This window comes from Adlercreutzia equolifaciens (genome assembly GCF_029076695.1).
Lineage (GTDB): Bacteria > Actinomycetota > Coriobacteriia > Coriobacteriales > Eggerthellaceae > Adlercreutzia > Adlercreutzia equolifaciens_A.
The window spans coordinates 635,342-654,377 of the sequence record NZ_JARFIK010000002.1 but is presented as its reverse complement, the minus strand read 5'-3'; the positions used below and the strand labels follow the sequence as shown (position 1 = coordinate 654,377).

Sequence of the window (19,036 nt, the reverse complement as noted above, 5' to 3'; positions counted from 1 at the left end):
CTATTCTACCAAGGCGCTCGACATTCCCTGCATCCTTCATTGTGTCGTTATTATTTCTCCGCGAAGAGGAGCACTTTCGCTATAATCAGCCCGAAAAGCAAAGACGAGCTTCCGAGACGAGAGACGGAGTAATCCATGCTTGAACTGAAGAACCTGGTGTTCGAGGTGCCGGCCGACGACGGCGGCACCAAGCGCATCATCGACGACTTGTCGCTGACCATCCCCGACGACCGCTTCACGGTCATCACGGGTCCCAACGGCGGTGGCAAATCCACCTTGGCCAAGCTCATCATGGGCATCGAGGAGCCCACCAGCGGCACCATCGAGTTCGACGGCCAGGCCATCACGAACCTGTCCATTACCGAGCGCGCCCGTCTGGGCATCGGCTACGGCTTCCAGCAACCGGCCCGCTTCCGCGGCATGAAGGTGAAGAAGCTGCTCGACATTGCCGCCGGCAAGAAGCTTCCCATGCTGGCCTGCAACGAGTACCTGTCCAAGGTGGGCCTGTGCTCGGCCAGCTACCTTACCCGCGAAGTGGACAAGTCCCTGTCGGGCGGCGAGGTAAAGCGCATCGAGATCGCCACCATCCTGGCCCGCGATCCGAAGCTGGCCATCTACGACGAGCCCGAGGCCGGCATCGACCTGTGGAGCTTCGACCGTCTTACCGAGACGTTCCGCGACATCCACGAGGCCCGCGACGGCCGCTCCATCGTCATCATCTCCCACCAGGAGCGCATCATCTCCCTGGCCGACGAAATTGTGCTTCTGCAGGCCGGCAAAGTGGCGGCCACGGGCACGCCGGCCGAGCTCATGCCGCAGCTGGGCTTCGCCGCCCGCAGCCTGGACGACCACGGCTGCCCCCTGTCGGTGCCCACCGAGCTGCACCTCACCGAAATCCCCACCACCTGCTAGAACAGCGTAAGAGCGTAGAGGGAGCATCGGGTGCCTTGACCGAGCGAGTTCCGCAGCGACGAAAACAGTCCAGTGGACTGTTTTCCAAAGCGAGGACTGTTTGAGCGAATCAAGGTACCCGATGATCCCGACCGGCGGCGAGCCGCAACCAAGAAATAAGGAGAGCTGAAATGGCTGTAGACCTTTCCCCTATCGACGAGAACCTGCTGGCAGAAATTGCCGGCATGCACGGCATGCCCAAGGGCGCCTTCAACGTGCGCAAGGACGGCGAACTGGTAGAGCGCCACTCGTCGGCCTACATCGACATTGAAACCAAGACCGACAACCCCGGCATCGACATTCGCATTGCCCCGGGCACCAAGGGCGAGACGGTGTACATCCCCGTCATTGTCACGAAGAGCGGCCTGAAGGACGTGGTGTACAACACCTTCTACATCGGCGACGACTGCGACGTCACCATTATTGCCGGCTGCGGCATCCACAACGATTCCCACGACGCCTCCGAGCACGACGGCATTCACAGCTTCTACCTGGGCAAGAACAGCCGCGTGCGCTACGTGGAGAAGCACTACGGCGAAGGCGAGGGCACGGGCGAGCGCATCCTGAACCCCACCACCAACGTCTACATGGAAGAGGGCTCTTCCTGCGAGATGGAAATGGTGCAGCTGCGCGGCGTTACCTCCACCGAGCGCGACACCAATGCCGAGCTGGGCGCCAACGCCAAGCTGGTGCTCACCGAGAAGCTGCTCACCCACGGCACCCAGACGGCCGTCTCCAACATGAAGGTGGAACTCAAGGGCGAGGGCTCTAGCGTGCAGGTCATTTCCCGCTCGGTGGCCCAGGACGACTCGGTGCAGGTGTTCAACCCTCTGGTTATCGGCGAGTGCGCTTGCCGCGGCCACGTGCAGTGCGACGCCATCATCATGGGCAACGCCAAGGTGAAGGCCATTCCGGGCATCGAGGCGGCCAGCGAGGACGCCATGCTGGTGCACGAGGCCGCCATCGGCAAGATTGCCGGCGACCAGATTGTGAAGCTTATGACGCTGGGCCTTACCGAGGAGGAGGCCGAGGCTGAGATCCTCGACGACTTCCTCAGCTAAATTCACCAACGCCTTCCAGCAAACGACCCCCGGAAGAGATTCTTCCGGGGGTCGTTCTCATTGGTGCTCAATTGGCAGTGCGCCAGCCGCGACCGCCGGCTTGGTGCCGCAGCCTTACTCGGTGCCCTCGTCGCCAGTATCGGTATCGTCCATGCCGGGCACGGTGCCCACGCCCTCGTCGCTGTCGCCGGTATCCGTGCTGTTGGCATCACCGGTGTCGCTCGCGTCGCCGGTGTCATCAGTATCGCCAGAGCCGTCATCAGCGCCCGTGCTGTCGTCAGCCGCTTCGCCGGCATCGGAAGAAGTGCCCTCATCGGAAGTCGAGGTGTCACCAATGACCGTCAAGCTGTCCAGGACCAGGCTGGTGCCGAGCCACTTCCGCTCAATCACCTCGATGGTGCCGTTTTCCACCAAGCGGGCCAGGACGTCGCCCGCTGCCGTTTGCAGGTCAGTGTTGTCGGAGGACACGCCCATGCTGTAGCCGCTGGGCTTCATGAGCATGGCCACAATGGACACATCCATGCCTTGACCGTCGTTCGCACCATGAGCCGCATAAAGACCGATGATGGCATCGGCGGCCACATACTGCACCTCGCCGTTCTGGAGAGCGGCAAAGGCATCGCTCAGGCTATCGGTGGACTTAAGGGCGTCCTCGCCGAACTCGTTGCTGACGGCCCAGGCGCTCTTCGAGGACGTTTGGGCAGCGAACGTAGCATCAGAACCCGGCTCGGGAATACCCGCATCGGCACTGGTGGCGAAGATGGCAATGCCCGTGGGAAGGTAAGACGGAGAGACCCAGAAATCACTCTCGCTGTTGGCGCTGTCAATGCCCATGACAATGTCGACCTTGTCTTCGGCCAGGGCCGAGGCCGGATCGGACCCCACGTCCACCACCGAGATCTTCAGGCCCATCTCGTCGGCAATAGCTGCGGCAATGTCCACATCGATGCCGATAATTTTGCCGGAGCCCATGCCGGCCAGCGGCGGGTTCTCGGTATTCACGCCGACGCGCAGCGTGCCTTCCTCATCGATAACCGGCGGGGCCACTTCCGCGGACTTCAAAGCAGGTTGGTAATCGTTGGCGCCCGAGCAGCCGGCAAGCACGAACATCATGCACGCCACCGTGGCTGCCATAACAGCAAGAACGAACTTCTTCTTCACGCGATTCCTCCGTTAAAACGCTTATAGTATGCCTCTTCCGACTGACCTAGTCTTTGACCCCACACTCGCGCACTGGGGTTTTTGCTTGCGCTCATCACCCTCTCGCCCGTCGCGGCATCGGTGCCGCGAAATGTCAGCGGGCGGTGCGACTTACCTCTAGGATACGCCATGCTCACGTCGGATGACTCCGAGCGCTTACGTGGATCCTTTCGACCGCATCTGCCATGGACTAGGAAGCGCTGGCGCTTCCGCAACTACAGACCCGAAAGAAGCACGCCCTAGTGTATCAGAAGGGCCGACCTTCGCGGCAAAAGCCCAGAGAACCTTCGCCTTTGAGGGCGAATCATTACCTTCGAAGGAGCAAGGACGACGCGAAAGCGCGACTGGGACACGACTCTTCTGCGACAAGCGAGCGCTACCGTGCCCCCATGACTGTTTCTTCGCCCTCATCGACGCATCCACTTTGGCCCGCCCTTGCCGCGGCACGCGACGTCGCGCTCGAGGCCGTGGCGGAAACGCTCTGGCCCACCCGCTGCGTGCTCTGCGACGCCCCCGGCGCCACCCTGTGCCCTCGCTGCGCGCAGACGCTCCCCTACATCGATGCGCTCACGGCCTGCTCTCGCTGCGGCGCTCCCCATGGGGCTGTCCAGTGCACCGAGTGCAACCCCGTGATGCTCGAGGGCGCGGGCTATGAGGCCTTCCCCTTAGATGCAGCCGTCAGCGCCGTGCTGCTCACTGCCCGCACCCGGCGCATCGTCACCACCTTCAAGGATCAAGGCGAGCGGCGCCTCGCCCATGACATGGCCGCCATCGTGGCGCGCTACCTCCCCCCGCAGTGGCTTGCCGAGGACTGCGCCATTTCCTACGTTCCCGCCACCGCCGCCGCCCGGCGACGGCGCGGCTTCGACCACGCCGAGCTGCTGGCGCGCGAACTTTCCTGGCACGCATCCTGCGAGTACGCTCCTTTGCTGCGGGCGCCGCACCATCGCGACCAACGCAAGCTCTCGCGCCACGAGCGCGCCCTCAACGCCGCCCGCAGCATGGAGGTGCTGCCGGGCGCCAGCGTGCCGTCACGGCTCGTCGTGGTAGACGACGTCTGCACCACGGGCGCCACGCTCTACGCCGCCGCCACGGCCCTCCGAGCGGCGGGGGCCGCCACCGTCTTCGGCGCCACCTTCGCCCGGGCATAAAACGAGCCCCGAAAACGGGGCTCGTCTCAAGCTATACCAAACAGAGCACCGTGCGGCCGCTACTTCGTCAGGCGGGCGCCCTCCACCTCGGAGAACTCCGCCACATCCACGGAAATGGAGTGCTTGATGGGCTTCCAGGCCGCCTTCTTCACCAGCGCGATGAGCGCGATGGGGATGTAGGTGAGCATGAAGAACGGGAAGGTGAACATGTAGCGCACCTTCTTCGCCGTGGTGGTGCGGATGGAATCCCACTCCACGAAGGTGGTGAGCACGCCGAAGACGAACATGAACACAATATAGTTGAACAGGCAGAAGAAAATGGAGGACAGCGAGCTGGCCACAGCCACGCCTGTGGACATGGCGCCGGTCAGGGCCAAAGCCACGATGACCGAGTTGAAGATAATGGAGATGATGGATAGCAGCATGCCGGGGGCAATGGTCATGAGCATATCGTAGCAGGCGAAGCGGTAGCCGCGGGGATTGGTGACCGCGCCCTTCACCAGGCCGCCAGCGTAGTGGGCGAACACCTGGTAGAAACCCTTGGCCCAGCGGAAGCGCTGGTTCCAGGAATCACGGAAGGTGATGGGCTGCTCGTCGTAGAGGATGGCCGTGGGGCAATAGGAGATGCGCACGCCGTCGATGATGGACGAGGCGGAGAACTCGATGTCCTCGGTGAGCAAGTGCCACTTCCAGCCGCCCGCCTTCTTGAGGATGTCGGCGGCAATGAAAAAGCCCGTGCCCGATACGGCGCAGGAGGTGCTCAGCGTCAGGCGCGCCTGGTTCAAAAACTTGGCCTCGCGCAGGAACCACACGCCGTAGCCCGCGGAAATCCAATTGCTGCCGAAATTCTTGGAGTTGCGGTAGGACGTGGAGGCCTGGGCGCCGGCATCGAAGGTGGCGTTCATCTCGCGGAAGTAGTTCACGTCGAGCACGTTGTCGGCGTCGAACACGAAGTAGGCCTCGTAGTCGCGGTCGGCGTACTGCTCCCAAATGGCCTTCAGGCCGTAATCGAGGGCATAGCCCTTCCCCACCAGCTTGTCGTTCTGGCGGGGGAATACAATGGCGCCGGCTTCGCGGGCCACTTGCGCAGTGTTGTCGGTGCAGTTGTCGGCAATGACGAAGATATCGATGAGCTCGGCAGGATACTTCTGCACCTTGATAGAGTGGATGAGGTCGGCGATGACCGTTTCCTCGTTGCGGGCGGCCACCATGACCGCGTAGCGGTGGTTGCGCTTGGCCACGCGCTTAGGAGCCCTGCGCGTGAGCACCACCAACACGTAGTAAAGCTGATAGGTGTAGCAAATAGTGAACGTGATAAAAACGCAGATGTTGAATATGTCGACGAACGAGAGGTTCGTCACTTGCGAGGCCATGGTATCGAACACCGAAACGTTGCTCCTAGGTCAGCGCCCCACGGGGCGCAACTTCACAAACGACTGAAGTATAGCCGTTTGTTATGAGAAGGCAGGTCACGGTTTGGTCAGCATTACCAATTTGATGCCATTTCGCCCAAAACAGCAGCCGACCACCCCATTTCCCCCACACCCCCTCCATATCCGTAAGGTTGCCGTAAGGTTTGGGAGCCCCGAAAGACTGACAGCCGCCTTTACTTTGCTGCCGACGACTCCTCGGGCAGCGACTTCGTCTGACCGCAAACCACTTTCACACCGACAGGCAGCTGATCGGCAGCAAGACCGCTCTGGACAGTGTCGGCGCCCCCGACCGTAGCATAGGGCCAGTCGACAATACCGCCAAAATCGTAAATTTGCCTATAGCCGAGCGCTGCCAGCTTTTGCGAAGCTTCGGCCGAGCGCACACCCGTGCGGCAGTAGACGAGCACGGGCGCATCCTTGTCGGGGGCCGCCTCGCCAGCAGTAGATTCGTCAATAGTGTCCAGGGGAAGCAGACGGGCGTTCACAATGTGCTTCTCGGCGTATTCCTCAGGCGTGCGCACATCGAGAACTGCCACCTCATTGGAGGTCATCAACTCGTGGGCCTCATCAGCGGTAATCTTCTGAACAGCGCTTTCGGTCTGGGCCCCTGACGGGCTTTCGCCAGCTGCCGAGTCGAGCCGATCCGCACTCAGGCCCGCGCATCCCGTCAACCAGGCACCTGACAGCGCCACCAGCAAAATTGCAACAACGTTGATCGGCAGCCTGCTCTTCGATATCACACTCATCACCTCTTCTTCCCTTGAACTTTCTGACACGATGAGCGAGATCGCGGCGAAGGTCAAGGGGCATCTGCGGAACTACTTCGCCAACAGCTGCCGGGCGGTCTCGAGCATGGTGGAAAGCTTATAGGGGCTGCCATGGCGTACGGCACAGATTTCCGCCATGACCGACAGAGCAATTTCCGCCGGTTCCCGTCCGCGCAAGTCCAATCCGATGGGGCCGTAGATACGCGCAATCTGCTCGTCGTCGTAGCCCTCCTCCACTAGTTGACGGTAACGCGAAAGCTGGGTCGTGGAGCGCCCGAGCGAGCCAATATAGAAGGCCTGCGAGGCCAGAGCTGCCGCCAAAGCCGGCCCGTCGATCTTCGGATCATGGGTCAGTGCGCACACTGCGGTATTGGCCGTGAGCTTAACGGCACCATCCTCGGCGAAGGCCTCCTGAGGCCAGGCGTGCACTAGCTCATCCACCCCCGGGAAGCGCTCCCCCGTGGCGAAGACGCGGCGCGGGTCCACCACTACAGTGCGGAACCCCATGATGTGGGCGAGCTCCGCTAAGCGCATGGCAATATGCACGCCACCGATGCACACCAGATGAGGCTTAGGGCGCACACGGGAGAAGAACCAGTCCACCCCCTCCGCTATGACGTGACCTGCGTCCTCGAAAGCGGGGCGGCTTGCTACAGCCTCGGCCACAGCCAGATACTCCTCGGCCTCTCGCGTCGTGAGACGGCCAACCGTCTGGCTTGTCTCTTCGGCAACTTCGGAAGCATCAATGAGACAAGTCAGACGGTTGGTTGTCTCACACGCCATGGCAATGGCCACGCCGTCGCCCTGGGCTATTGCCAAAGCTTCGCGGTCGGTGGGCGCAAGGAAGGCCAGGGCCTGCTCCAGAACGGCGGGTTCTGCCGCTAGGGCCATGATGCCCGCCGCCGTCTCTGCGCTTTCCCGGGCGGCCGCTATGCGCGGGGAGGGATCGGCAGCGCAGCCGTCCGGGGAAACCGTCTCCACTGCCGTCAGGCGCATGTAGGCCTCGTCGCTGCGCAGCAAAGACTCCTCAAGGGCAAACAGCGGGCGTGGCAGGTTGGCCACGAACACCTCGATATTACCCCCGCAGGACAAGCCCACCTCCTGGGCTCGACGCGTGGAGGCGTGGAACTTTTCCAAGGAGGAGAGCGGCGTGCCGGCGCATTCCAGGGCCACCTGGGCGACAGCGCCCTCGATGCAGCCGCCCGACACTGAGCCGACCAGACGGCCATCGCCAGCCACTGCCATAACCGATCCCGGCACGCGAGGCGAGGAGCCCCAGGTCTTCGTCACCTGGGCCAAGGCCACCGCCTGTCCCTCGTCGAACCATCGACGCACATCGCCCGAAATCTCCCGCATGATCTCTCCTCCTTCAAGAATATTTCTTATACCAACTCCCCGGTTCGCCCAAGGAAGTCAGCGAGGGTCCGACAGGTGCCTGGAATTGCCCCGCCTTTGGGCCAAGTTGGCTTAGGCCAACGCCGTGCCCAAAACAAGGGGCAAGACCAGGTGCCTGTCGGATCCGCAGCGTCGGCGTGAACGTCGTTGCATCAGCAACGACGGAACCCCTACATCTCGTGGCACGTCAGGCAATCCTCGTCGCTCATATTCTGATCAACGTGGCTAGCGGGAATTTGCGTACCCGTGCCAGAGCCGTCGGCCGTGTGGCAGGTGGTGCAGGTGGTTCCCTTGGAGTCGCCATGAACCACCTCGGGGATGTCGCAGGCAATGCCGTAGACGGGCACATACTCGCCCGCGCTGTAGTCCGTAATGCCCTCGAGCGGCTCCAAATTCTGGGATACCACGCCACCCGCGGCACCGCCGGCAATACGCTCCTGCTGAAGCTGCTCCTCCTCGGAGCCCTCGATGGCCGATCCCGCCGTCACTTCTGCCTCGGCTGCCGGGTCATAGGGGGTGTACTCGCCCCTGACGACCATATCGTTCGAAAGAAGCCCGTCAGTCGGCGCGGGCTCCGTTTGCTGGGGCGCGCAGCCAGCACCGGCCAGCGCCAACGTCGCCACGCAAAGCACCGCTGCGGCCATGCCCCTTCTTTTCACTACCTTCATCTCTTTTTCTCCTTTGCAACTAGCGCGAAACCAGGTTGATAGTCGAATTGCTTGCCACTGTTGTCGCCACAGGAGCCAGGGCTCCTCGATCGAGGGCCGCGGCGTGGACCGCAACACGGGGCGCATCCTTGTCCTTGGCCATAGCCGAGGGGAACGCCGCCTCGGCGCCGAAGGCCACTACCTGCAACGGCCGCCTTGTGCGCAGCTTGCGTGCCCGGGCGATAAACGCTCCCAAGTACGAGGGCGTGCTCATCTCCTCGGGGGCCAGCACCGTCACCGCAAGGTCGCAGGGAACCTGCACCTTCTTCCTGCGGTCGACCAGCGGGCCGGCTGCTGCAAGGCCGTCCAGGCGATAGAGCAGAAGCACGCGATGGGCGATCATCTCGTGGGTATCGCCGCCGGCCGACGTGTCCCGAGCCAGCGGAGCGAGGGCATCGTAGTAGTCGATCTCCCGCGCGCACTCCATCTTGAGGGCGTAGGTGACGCCGTCGTCCGTCTCGAACACCGCCTCCGGCATGCGCAGCTCACGCAGCGGCACTTGCCAGCCAGCACGCACCTCGTCAGTAGCCACTAGCCGAACTCCGCCGTCTTCCTCGGGCACGACGGCCCAAAAGCGCGCCGGAGCCAGCTCGGCCACCACACCAAGGAACACCCAAGCCTCGTAGGCCGCGCGAAGAAGGGAGTCGAACGTCGGCCGCACAGCCTGACGAGCTCTTCCATCCACCTCGGCCAGCGGCACGGCACCGGCCACCGCGTCCAGCACGAGCCCCTGCAAGGGCCGGACTGCCATGGCCCGGCTGTCGGCAATGAACTGCTCGAGGCGCGGCGCTAGCGCATAGCGGGAAAGTCCGCTATGCTCGCAGATCTCCCGACGCACCGCGTCCACAGCGCCCGCAAGATGTTCGGCCTCCTTCAGACGACTGCCGAGCACCGCACCCGCCAGCGCCTCCTGCACCGCCGCCACGCGACCGTAGAAATCCTCGCGCACCGATGCGTCCACCGACACCCGCGTCTGGGTGAGAACTACCCCATCGGCTTGCTGCGCCCACTGGCGCAGCGCCTCAAGGGCGGCGCCCCAACGCTCTTCGATCTTCGCGTCCATGGCTTCGCTCCGCCCTATCCGTGTCTAGACAAGATCCGTTAGCGTGCGCTTCACCAGGGTACGGGCAATGTCCACCTTGTAGGCGTTTTTACCCAACGGCTTGGCCACCGAGACGGCCGCCTCCCCTGCTTTGGCGGCGCTCTCAGCCGTCACGCCGCCCGCTACGGCCTCTTCGGCCTCCTTCGAGCGCCACGGCGCCGCGTAGACTCCGCCGAGCACCACCCGCGTGGCCCTATCGGAGCCTTGGGCCACGGCGCAGTTCACCACGGGAAAGTCGATGGACTTGCGCAGCGCGAACTTCTGAAAGGCGCTCTTAGCCGTCTTGGGCACGCGGAATTCCTTCACCACTTCCCCATCTTCCAGCACGTTGGAGCGATGGCCATGGGCGCCGAAGAACTCCTCGGCGGGAATTTCGCGCTTCGTCGTGACCACCGTGGCGCCCAAGGCCACCAGGGCCGGTGCTGTGTCATGGGAGGACACGGCATAGCACCCGTTGTCGTCGCCGAAAATAGAGTGATAGCGATTGTCGCCGATACGGGCCGGGCAGGTCTTGCCGCCCTTGCGACGGCAATGGAAGCGGTCGTCCGGCACGCGGAAGTACCAGCAGCGGTGCATCTGGCACACGTTGCCGCCCAAAGTGCCCATGTGGCGAATGGTGGGCGACGCCACGCGTTCCGCCGCCTGGGCCAGCGCCTGGGCGTGCTGGCGCACTAGCTCGCTCTCGGCCACAGCTGACAGCTTCGCCAGGGCGCCGATGCGCAGCGCGTCGCCGTCCTCCTCGATGCTGTCCATCCCCTCAATGGTCTTCAGATCGATAACCGTCTCGGGATACTCGGGAAAAATCTCGTCTTTCAACGTGCCCAGAAGATCCGTGCCGCCGGCCATGACCCAGGCCGTTCCGCCGGCAGCCTCCTTGGCGGCCTGATCGGCCGAAGTGGCCTGAAGGTGCTTGAAATGCTTCATCGTCGTTCCTCCTTATTAGGCCTGCTTGGAAGCAAGGGCCGCCAGAACCTTATCGGGGGTGAAGGGCTGCAGGTTGACCCAGGCGCCGATGGCGTTCTGGATGGCCAGGCCCACCAGGCCCGCGTTGGTATGCGCGTGGGCCACGCCGGTCGAGCCATAGGCGCCGCCGCCCATGCGCGTCTCCACCGGCACTGGCTCGATCTTGGGCTGATCGAGCGCCGTGGGCACCTTGTAGTCGTACATGTTGCCGTTCAGCAGCACGCCGGTGTTCTCGTCCCAGATCAGCTCTTCGCGCAGGGCGCGACCCTCGGCCTGGGTAAGGGCCATTTCAATCTGGCCCAACGCCGAGGCCGGGCGGATCACCTTGCCGAAGTCATGGGCCGACACATAGTCGGTCACTTCCACCAAGCCCGTTTCGGGGTCGACGGCCACTTCGCAGAAGTCCACGTTCATGGTGCGCACCACGTCGTTCTGGAAGGGAATCTCGGGCTTGCCGCAGAATCCCACCGCCAGCTGCCCGGTGCCGGTAATAGGCATCTGTTGGGAGGGATCGGCCTTCAGCGTGATCATGGAGTCCACCAGATCCACCTCATCGGGCGTTACGCCGAACAATGCCGCGCCGGTAGCCAGGATCTGGGCCTTCAGCTGCACGGCCGCCTCTTTGGCCGCCCAGGTGCAGGTGCTGCCGCGGTCGGCGGCGTCACCGTTCTGCCAGTTGTTGTAGTTGGGCGCGTAGTAGACGATGACATCCTCCAGCTTCATGCCCATCTCCTCGGCGATGACCAGCTGCACCGCATCGGGCCAGTAGGTGCCGATAAGGGCCTCGGAGTAAGGCATGTAAATCTTGCCGTCCACGCCCATGCGCAAATTGATGTTGTAGGAGATCATGCCCCAGGTCATCGACCAGCAAGCACGGGCAGCCACGCCGTGCAAACGGCCGTCCTCCAGCGTCTTTTCGCCGGCCTTGTGCCATTTGGCATCCCAGTCGAAAGCCTTCTTGCCCGCCTCCATACAGGCCGAAAGCGAGGGATCAGTCACGCTCACGTTCTTCATGATGACATCGGTGATAGGCATGCCCAAGGCATCGGCGATATGAGCGAAGGCCAAGTTCACCGGCTCCCACATGTCCTTGCCCGGATCGGCCGTGGTGCAGGCGCCGTTCGTGACGTAGTAAGCCATTTCGGAATAGATGTTCGGGCATGAGGTCGACTTAAAGGCCTGGGCGTTGGGCGGAAGCACCAAGTGGCCGTGGGTCTTGTCGCCGTAGCCGCCGCGCGCGCCGGACTGATGCACGTTCTTCGACTGCACCGCGTGCAAGGTGCCGTCATTGTTGTAGCCGATGCGCGCCGTGATGTAGGTCTGGGGCACGGCGGCATCGAAGGACTGGCGACGGGTATTCACGAAGCGCACCGGCACGCCGCCCAGACGCTTGGAGAGCAAAGGCGCCAACTGGGCACCGCGCTTCTCCACGAAGTCGCAATAGCGCGAGGCCATGTAGGGCGTGAGCGCGCGGAATTTGTCCGCATAGCTGCCGAAGCCCATGTAGGCCGACACGAGCGGACCGTTGGACGGGAAGTGGGCGTGGTTCGTGACATAGCACATCTTCTCGCCATCGGGGTTGCCCCAGGGATCGTCGTCCCAGTAGCTGAAGTACGCCGGCGGCATGGAGCGGAACTGGCTCCACATAGGGCGGCCGTACTCGATGACCTCCACGTGATCGGACTCCTTCAGGCCCTGCTCCACGTTGCCGATCTCCCACTCCACCGGTGCCCCGAAGGTGTTGCCGGTCATATTGGAGTCCGGGTTCATCTCGGGGCGCAGAATAGGAGCGCCCGGCTTGGCGGCCTCTCGGCAGTCGGTGATGAAGGGCAGCGCTTCCCACTCCACCGCCACGGCATCCAGGGCGCGCTTGCAGGCCTCCTCATTGTCGGCCACCACCACGACGCCCACCTCGTCGCCCTCGAACTCGGCCTCGTCGCCCAGAAGCGGGCTGGCGCCGAACTCGTAGTAGGACGGGCGGTACTTCGGCATGGAGGCAATCTCCTCGTCCTCGTAGGTGAGCACGAGATGCACGCCCTCCACCTTCTCGGCCTCGGAAATATCAAGGCTCTTGATCTTCGCGTGGCCGTAGGGAGAATGCAGGGCCATGGCCGTCAAGGTGCCGGGCATCCACAGGTCGGTGGGGTACTTCGCCGCACCCGAGATCATGTCCCACGATTGGCGACCGGGATGGTCCCACGTTCCCACGTACTTGAAGTCGGTGCGGTCGTCATTGACGCCCGACAGAATAGATTCGCACTTGGCTCCCATTAGTTGCCTCCCTTCATGGCCGCGGCGGCCTCCTGGATGGCCTTGACGTGGCGGCTGTAGGTACCGCAACGGCAGATATTGCCCGCCAGCTCTTCGCGGATCTGCTCTTCCGTGGGTTCGCCGTACTTCTCGATGATGTATTTGGCCACAGTGAACTGCCCCGGCGTGCAATAGCCGCACTGGGCGGTGTCATGCTTGGCGTAGGACTCCACCAAGGGACGGAAGCGCTCGTCGGCCGCAATGCCCTCCGAGGTCTCGATGGCCTTGCCCTCGCACTGAACGGCCAGGGTAGTGCAAGCCAGAGCCGGCACGCCGTCGATGAGCACCGTGCAGCTACCGCAGCCGCCGCGGTCGCACATCTCCTTGGCGCCGCCGGAAAGCCCCACGGCCTTCAGCAGTGTCTCGCGCAGGGTCCACTGGGGCTCCACCTGAACCTTCAGCTCGTTGCCGTTGATATTCAAGGTGGCGCACTGGGGAACCCCGCAGTTGGCATCGGGGTGCTCGGCCTCGAAATGCTTTACCAAGGCGTCGTAATCCACGGCCTTCGCCCCGCACACGGGGCAGGTGTACACGAAATCGGTCACGGTGACGGTCTCGGCCACAGCCTCTTCCGGCACGCCCAGCACCGAGCCGATGCCCAGGCCCGCCACACCAGCGGCCAAACCGGCAATGCTGCCGACCTTGAAGAAGTCTCGGCGAGAGACGTTGTCGATCGCCATGCTCCTCCTCCTTCTCTTCTCTGTCTTACTGACAATTTGAAGATTACGGGGGAATCAGGAGGAGCACATTACGCAAAGGGGGTATACCCCGGGGGTATTTTGAGGTAGAAGGAGAGCGAAAAGGCAGGCGGCAGACGCCGCCTACAGCACGCCCTCTTCGCGCAGAAGGGCCACAGCGGCCATCTTGGAGTGAACGCCCAGCTTGGTGTAGATATTTCCCAGATGCTTCTTCACCGTCTCGCGGGACACCACCAGCAGCTCGGCCGCCTGGGCCACCGAGGCGCCATCGGCCACCGCGCGCAGCACATCAAGCTCGCGATCAGTGAGCACATCCGCAGCCCGACGGCCGCCGCGAAGCGCGTCCTCGAGAACTTGCAGGGCGGCGCGATCGTCGGCGGCTTCCGCTTTCCCTCCGCCACGCTCGCTCTTTGCCGTCTCGGCACGCAACAAGGCCGCCAAGGGCTGCATATCGGCAGCGTTTTCAGCAAAAGCGCCCATCAGCCCGTAGAACCGGGCCACAGAAAACGCCTCGCGCACCAGAGAAAGAGCTCCCTGGACCCGACCGGCCCGTTCGGCTGCCACCGCAGCCAACACGCACGCGCGCACCTTGAGCGCCGCATCGTCAGCGGAAACACCCTCGGCGAAAGCCGGCGCCTCTTCAGCAATATCTTCGCCGCGTACCAGCCGCACGGCCAGACAGAACCACGCAAGGCGCCCACTGCAATCCGCCCCTTGAAGCCCCTCCCCCGTCGGCACCTGACGCTCAGCGCACCAGTCGCGCACCAGGGCAAGCGTAGGCATCATGGACAGTGCCGCCGATTCTTCCAAGGCAAAGGCACGGCCAAAGAGCGCCCTCGCCTCCGAGGCGCTCCTCTGGGCAGCCTGCTTCGCCCGAAGCACAAGAAGTTCCGCCTGACGGGCCGCCACCGACCCATGGGAGGCCAGCGACTCGAAATGCTCGCAGGCCTCGGCAAAGGCTGTTTCGTCGCCCCGATCGTAGGCCACTTCCGCCAAAGCACGCCAGGCGAAGGAAAGCATGGGCTTGCAGGAACGCACTTCAGGCGGATATAACTCGAAGGCCTCCCGCGCCAGCTGCTCAGCCGCATTCAGGTGACCCACCGCGGCCTGGAAGACCGCCAAATTGCACAACGCCGAGGCCAGAAGATTAACGTTGCCCACGGTGCGCTGCAAAGGAAGTGCCTGGGTGTAGCCGGCAATGGCCGCCAGCGGGTCGGCAGCCCACAGCGCAGAGGCAGCTACCTGCATCATCATGCCGCGAAGATAGCGCTCCTCGTCGGGAAGAAAGCGCAGGGCCTTCTCGGCAAACTGAGCGCTTTCGGCCTGCTTTCCCTCAAAGGAGGAGAGGTAAGCCTTCTGCACCATACAGAAGGCGAAGAGGAAGTCATCACCTTCCTCCAACCGGAGCAGCGCTTGCTGAATAAGCTCGTGGGCTCGCAACGCATTGCCCGCATAGACTGTGGGCAACGCTGCCACGGCGCACAAAAAAGGGTGAGCCTCCAGCAGTCCCGGCGGCAACAGGTCGATCCAGCGCAGCACCACCTCGAGCTCGTCGTTCATATAGAGCGACTTCCACCGTTGCTCGACAATGGCGCAGATGGCCTCGTAGTCGCGCATCCAATAGGACAGTCCCACGGCGGCATCGTCGAACCCTTCATCAAGCAGCCAAGCTCGGGCGCGATCGACAAGAGTCCGCAGGTCGTCCTCTTCCATGCGGTGCAAGCGGACGTGCAGCACCTCCTGCAGCATGGCATGGTAGCGATACCAGGGATCGCCCTCCTCCCGCTCCAGACGCTGCACGAAGAGCCCCGCGTCGATCAGTTGATCGACGCGCCGACGCACCTCTGCCTCGGTCAGCCCCGTGATACGGGCCGCCAAAGGAGCACTGAACGATTCGACAACGGCCGTTTCGGTCATGAAGCGCAACAGCTCGGCTGGAACGTCCTCAAGCACCTCCTCGAACAGGTAGTCGCTCACACTCGCCCGTGCCTGGCGCATGATTTCAGTGATTTCAGAAGCGCTTGAGCGCCGACAGCGCATTTCCAAAAGTCGACACCCGGCCGGCCAGCCCTGGGTCGCCTCCTCCAGAAGAGCCTCGTCCTCACGGGAGAGCGCCAAGGAGGCCTCACGAAACAGCTTTGCCTGCTCATGGGCGCTCAGGCGCAAATCATCTTGATCGATCTCGACCAAATCGCCCCGCACGCGCATTTTGGCCAGGGGAATCCTCACCGGCGTGCGCGAGGTGAGCACCATATGGATATGCGGAGGAAGATTACGCAGGAAGAAGGCCAGGGTATCGCCCACCACCGGCGCATCTTGAACCGCATGAACATCCTCCAAGATGAGCACTGCGGGCTCGGGGAAAGAGGCGAGGTGCACCAGCAGCTCCGTAAGGGCCTCGCGCGCCTCAACGGCCTGGGCCCAGCCCACCTCTGCCAAATTCCGAAGGCCGTCGAGGCGCTCATCGGCGCGGGCCAACGCACGAGAGACGGCGTACCAGAAGCGCGCCGGATCGCCGTCGTCCTCATCGAGGGCGCACCAAGCAACCGGAAGCGCAAGAGCGTCCGCCCACGCTGCCACCGCCGTCGTCTTGCCGAATCCAGCAGGGGCCGTCACCGTAGTCACAGGGCGCGTTTTCGAGAGCTCGAGTTTTTCGCGCACGCGCGACCGCACAACCACGCCCTGCTCGGGCCGCGGGCAGGTGATCTTCGACGGCAGCAGCAAAAACGATCGCCCTCGACCCGCCGCCTCGCTATCGCGCTCTCTCATAACGCCCCCTCTGATCCCCCAGCCTTCGATTCCTAATATGACAGGCTCGCAAGCCGTCTGTCAACCGCTTTCTCCCCTGGCATTCCCGCACTTTTAGCATAAATGTCAACTGACGGAGGGCCTGCCAAGAGGCACGTTTCTCGCGCCTCATCAAGGGCGACGCGCAGGACGCGGGCGGCCAAGTCGACGCAGCCCTTGCGGGTTCTTCCCACTTCCAACCCGCCCAGCAACGCGCAGGTTCGCTCGAAATCAACAGCAGCAGCTTCGTCAACCGAGCGGCCCGTCACATACTCAATCACCGCATCGGCAGCGGCCAGGCACAAGGTGCACCCGTAGCCGTCGAAAGCCGCCTGGGCGATGCGCCACTCCCCCGCTTCGGCGCGGCAAAGAGCCAGCCGCACTTCTAGCTCGTCCCCGCAGAAGGGATTTTCTCCCGCGGCCGTTGCCAGCATCTCGGGAGTCTTTCCGCCCTGCAGCAAATCGAAGCCCCGATAATGCGGATGCTTCGCTCTCAGCTCAATGGATGGATCGTCGATACGTATTCCCATAGCTTCTAAGCCCGGACCGCCGCAGACAGCTGTGCCACTGCGCTCACCAGGGCTTCCACCTCCTCTTCCGTTGAGTAGCCGGCAAAACTGGCCCGCACCGAGGCCCGTGCTCCGCACGCTTGATGCACGGGACGGGCGCAATGGTGTCCCGCGCGCACCATGACGCCGGCGGCATCGAGCGCTTGCCCCACATCATGAGGGTGCACTTCGCCCACCGTGAAGCTGACCAGCGATTCGAAGGGCCGTGGCACTCGATGGCCCAGCACCGACACCCCGGGAAGCGCGGACAGACCGGCCCGTGCGCGCTCGGCCAAAGCGCGGGTATGGGCCGCAACGGCCTCCAGTCCTGCCGCCTTCAGCTGATCGATCGCCGCCGACCAAGCCACGGCCGCAGCAATGGGCGGCGTGCCCGCCTCGAACGCCTCGGGTCCGGGAGCCGCCCGCCAACCGCTGGCGTCAACGCGAGCCGCCATGCCGCCGCCTCCGTACACCGGGCGCAGATCTTCCATCACGCGAGAAGAGCATAACAGCGCCCCCACCCCCGTCAGGCCGCCCATCTTATGGGCCGACATCGCGTAGAAATCAACACCGAGCTCTTCGAAGTCCACAGGCTCGTGGCCCGCGGATTGGGCGCCGTCCATGACCACCACCGCCCCGGCCTCTCGAGCTTCAGCCGCAATGCGCGCCAAGGACGGCTGACGAAACCCCAGCACATTCGACTGCTGGCATAGGGCCACCAGCTTGGGAGCGCGCACAAGCAGACGCGCCCAAGCGTCCTCGTCGAGTAGACCCTCCTCGGTGAGGGGGATCCACGCCACGGAAAGCCCCTTGCGCTCGGCCAGCATCTGCCAGGGCACGATATTCGAGTGGTGATTGTCGGCCGCTATCACGATCAGGTCGCCCTCGCACAGGGAGCCCTCGGCCCAGCCCCGCGCCGCTAAGTTCAAGGACTCGGTGGCACCATGGGTGAGCACAACGCGTTCGGGCTCGACAACGCCGAAAAACGTCGCCAGCTGCTCACGCGTACGCTCGAAGGCATCGGTAGCCTCCTCGGCCAGCTGATGGGCGCCCCGATGAATGTTGGCGCAACTGGTTTGCAGAAAACGCACCTGAGCGTCGATGACCGGCTGGGACACCAGCGCCGTGGCCGCGCTGTCCAGATAGATCAGCGGACGACCGCCGTGAACCCCGACACGACGCTTGAGAATGGGATACCGAGCCCGATCAAAGGGGCGGGAACCGTTATCCATGGAGCACCGCCTCCTCGAGCCGAGTAAAATCCTCGGGCGTATCAACATCATCGAGCAGAGAGGGTTCGTCGAAATACACGGGGCGGACGGCAATGTCGCGACGGGAGCGCAGCAGCTTCCGCGCGCCCTCATCACCTGTCAAGGCAAGAAGATCATCGAATAGAGCGCGATCGAAGAGACATGGGTTGCCGCAACCACGATCCGTGGAGGTCAGGTACGATTGGACTGTTCCCATTTTAAACTCGCCGATGAGCGCATCGAGATGCCGCGCCTGAACAAACGGCTGGTCGGCTACGAGCATGAGCACCGCCGCGCAGTCGCAGTTGCGGGCGAATCGCACAGCAGCCTGCACCGACGACGCCTGCCCCGTGCGCCAGCGAGCATTATGCACGGCAGCCAGACGTCCGGAGCCCTCGGTTGGCCACGACCCAGGGGTCCCCTGCTGCACCTGCGCCCACTCCATGGCTCCCCGTCGCGCCAGCACCGGCGCCATCTGGTCCCGATAGGCGCCCGTCACCACGCACACTGCATCCGAAGCGCAGCCAAGGGCTGCATCGAGAGCTCGATCAAGCAGCGTCGTGCCAGCAAAGGGCTCCACCAACTTCGGAAACCCCATGCGTTGGGACTGCCCCGCCGCCAGCACTGCCACGCAAACCTTCGGAAACGTCACCGCCAACCTCCTTTCGCTCTGAAAGAAAGTCTAAAAGGAACGTCGACGCTGGGCATTCCCC

General features: G+C 63.5%; 16 protein-coding genes. 3 read left to right on the top strand and 13 right to left on the bottom strand.

The features are described from left to right. The first annotated feature begins 135 nt into the window (after positions 1-135). Complete coding sequence (locus tag PZH32_RS08545) at positions 136-912, top strand: ABC transporter ATP-binding protein (RefSeq protein WP_275207546.1); 777 nt, start codon at positions 136-138, stop codon at positions 910-912. 170 nt (positions 913-1,082) lie between these two features. Next, complete coding sequence (locus tag PZH32_RS08540) at positions 1,083-2,012, top strand: SufB/SufD family protein (protein WP_275207545.1); 930 nt, start codon at positions 1,083-1,085, stop codon at positions 2,010-2,012. Between the two features lie 114 nt (positions 2,013-2,126). Here the strand turns inward: PZH32_RS08540 and PZH32_RS08535 are convergent, their stop codons facing one another. Then, positions 2,127-3,173, bottom strand: a complete 1,047-nt coding sequence (locus PZH32_RS08535) for a substrate-binding periplasmic protein (RefSeq protein ID WP_275207544.1) — start codon at positions 3,171-3,173, stop codon at positions 2,127-2,129. 428 nt (positions 3,174-3,601) lie between these two features. Here PZH32_RS08535 and PZH32_RS08530 point away from each other — a divergent pair, with 428 nt between their 5' ends. Beyond that, a complete protein-coding gene (locus PZH32_RS08530; protein WP_275207542.1) occupies positions 3,602-4,363 on the top strand; it encodes a ComF family protein in 762 nt (253 codons plus the stop codon). Between the two features lie 59 nt (positions 4,364-4,422). On the opposite strand, the gene PZH32_RS08525 is transcribed toward PZH32_RS08530, so the two are convergent. The 12 genes from PZH32_RS08525 to PZH32_RS08470 form a co-directional block, all read right to left on the bottom strand. Then, the gene (locus PZH32_RS08525) at positions 4,423-5,748 is read right to left on the bottom strand and encodes a glycosyltransferase family 2 protein (protein ID WP_275207541.1); all 1,326 of its coding nucleotides are present in this window, start codon (positions 5,746-5,748) and stop codon (positions 4,423-4,425) included. A gap of 221 nt (positions 5,749-5,969) precedes the next feature. Further along, a complete protein-coding gene (locus PZH32_RS08520; protein WP_275208222.1) occupies positions 5,970-6,542 on the bottom strand; it encodes a rhodanese-like domain-containing protein in 573 nt (190 codons plus the stop codon). Positions 6,543-6,614: 72 nt separating this feature from the next. After that, positions 6,615-7,919 (bottom strand): XdhC family protein, encoded by a 1,305-nt coding sequence (locus PZH32_RS08515; RefSeq protein WP_275207540.1) that lies wholly within the window; start codon positions 7,917-7,919, stop codon positions 6,615-6,617. Positions 7,920-8,128: 209 nt separating this feature from the next. Next, positions 8,129-8,626 (bottom strand): hypothetical protein, encoded by a 498-nt coding sequence (locus PZH32_RS08510; RefSeq protein ID WP_275207538.1) that lies wholly within the window; start codon positions 8,624-8,626, stop codon positions 8,129-8,131. Between the two features lie 19 nt (positions 8,627-8,645). Next, positions 8,646-9,728, bottom strand: coding sequence for a hypothetical protein (locus tag PZH32_RS08505; protein WP_275207536.1), 1,083 nt, complete (start codon positions 9,726-9,728; stop codon positions 8,646-8,648). Between the two features lie 24 nt (positions 9,729-9,752). After that, a complete protein-coding gene (locus PZH32_RS08500) occupies positions 9,753-10,691 on the bottom strand; it encodes an FAD binding domain-containing protein (protein ID WP_275207535.1) in 939 nt (312 codons plus the stop codon). A 15-nt stretch (positions 10,692-10,706) separates the two neighbouring features. Beyond that, on the bottom strand, positions 10,707-13,001 hold the full coding sequence (locus tag PZH32_RS08495) for a xanthine dehydrogenase family protein molybdopterin-binding subunit (RefSeq protein ID WP_275207534.1): 2,295 nt from the start codon (positions 12,999-13,001) through the stop codon (positions 10,707-10,709). Beyond that, positions 13,001-13,720: a 2Fe-2S iron-sulfur cluster-binding protein gene (locus tag PZH32_RS08490; RefSeq protein WP_275207533.1), complete on the bottom strand. Its 720-nt coding sequence runs from the start codon at positions 13,718-13,720 to the stop codon at positions 13,001-13,003. The genes PZH32_RS08495 and PZH32_RS08490 overlap by 1 nt, the downstream gene beginning before the upstream one ends. A gap of 141 nt (positions 13,721-13,861) precedes the next feature. Further along, positions 13,862-16,507 (bottom strand): LuxR C-terminal-related transcriptional regulator, encoded by a 2,646-nt coding sequence (locus PZH32_RS08485; protein WP_275207532.1) that lies wholly within the window; start codon positions 16,505-16,507, stop codon positions 13,862-13,864. Positions 16,508-16,539: 32 nt separating this feature from the next. Continuing rightward, entirely contained in the window at positions 16,540-17,055 is a 516-nt protein-coding gene (locus PZH32_RS08480; RefSeq protein WP_275207530.1) for an iron-sulfur cluster assembly scaffold protein, read from the bottom strand. A gap of 5 nt (positions 17,056-17,060) precedes the next feature. Continuing rightward, positions 17,061-18,305: an aminotransferase class V-fold PLP-dependent enzyme gene (locus tag PZH32_RS08475; protein WP_275207528.1), complete on the bottom strand. Its 1,245-nt coding sequence runs from the start codon at positions 18,303-18,305 to the stop codon at positions 17,061-17,063. Next, positions 18,298-18,975 (bottom strand): nucleotidyltransferase family protein, encoded by a 678-nt coding sequence (locus PZH32_RS08470; protein WP_275207526.1) that lies wholly within the window; start codon positions 18,973-18,975, stop codon positions 18,298-18,300. The genes PZH32_RS08475 and PZH32_RS08470 overlap by 8 nt, the downstream gene beginning before the upstream one ends. Positions 18,976-19,036: the final 61 nt, after the last annotated feature.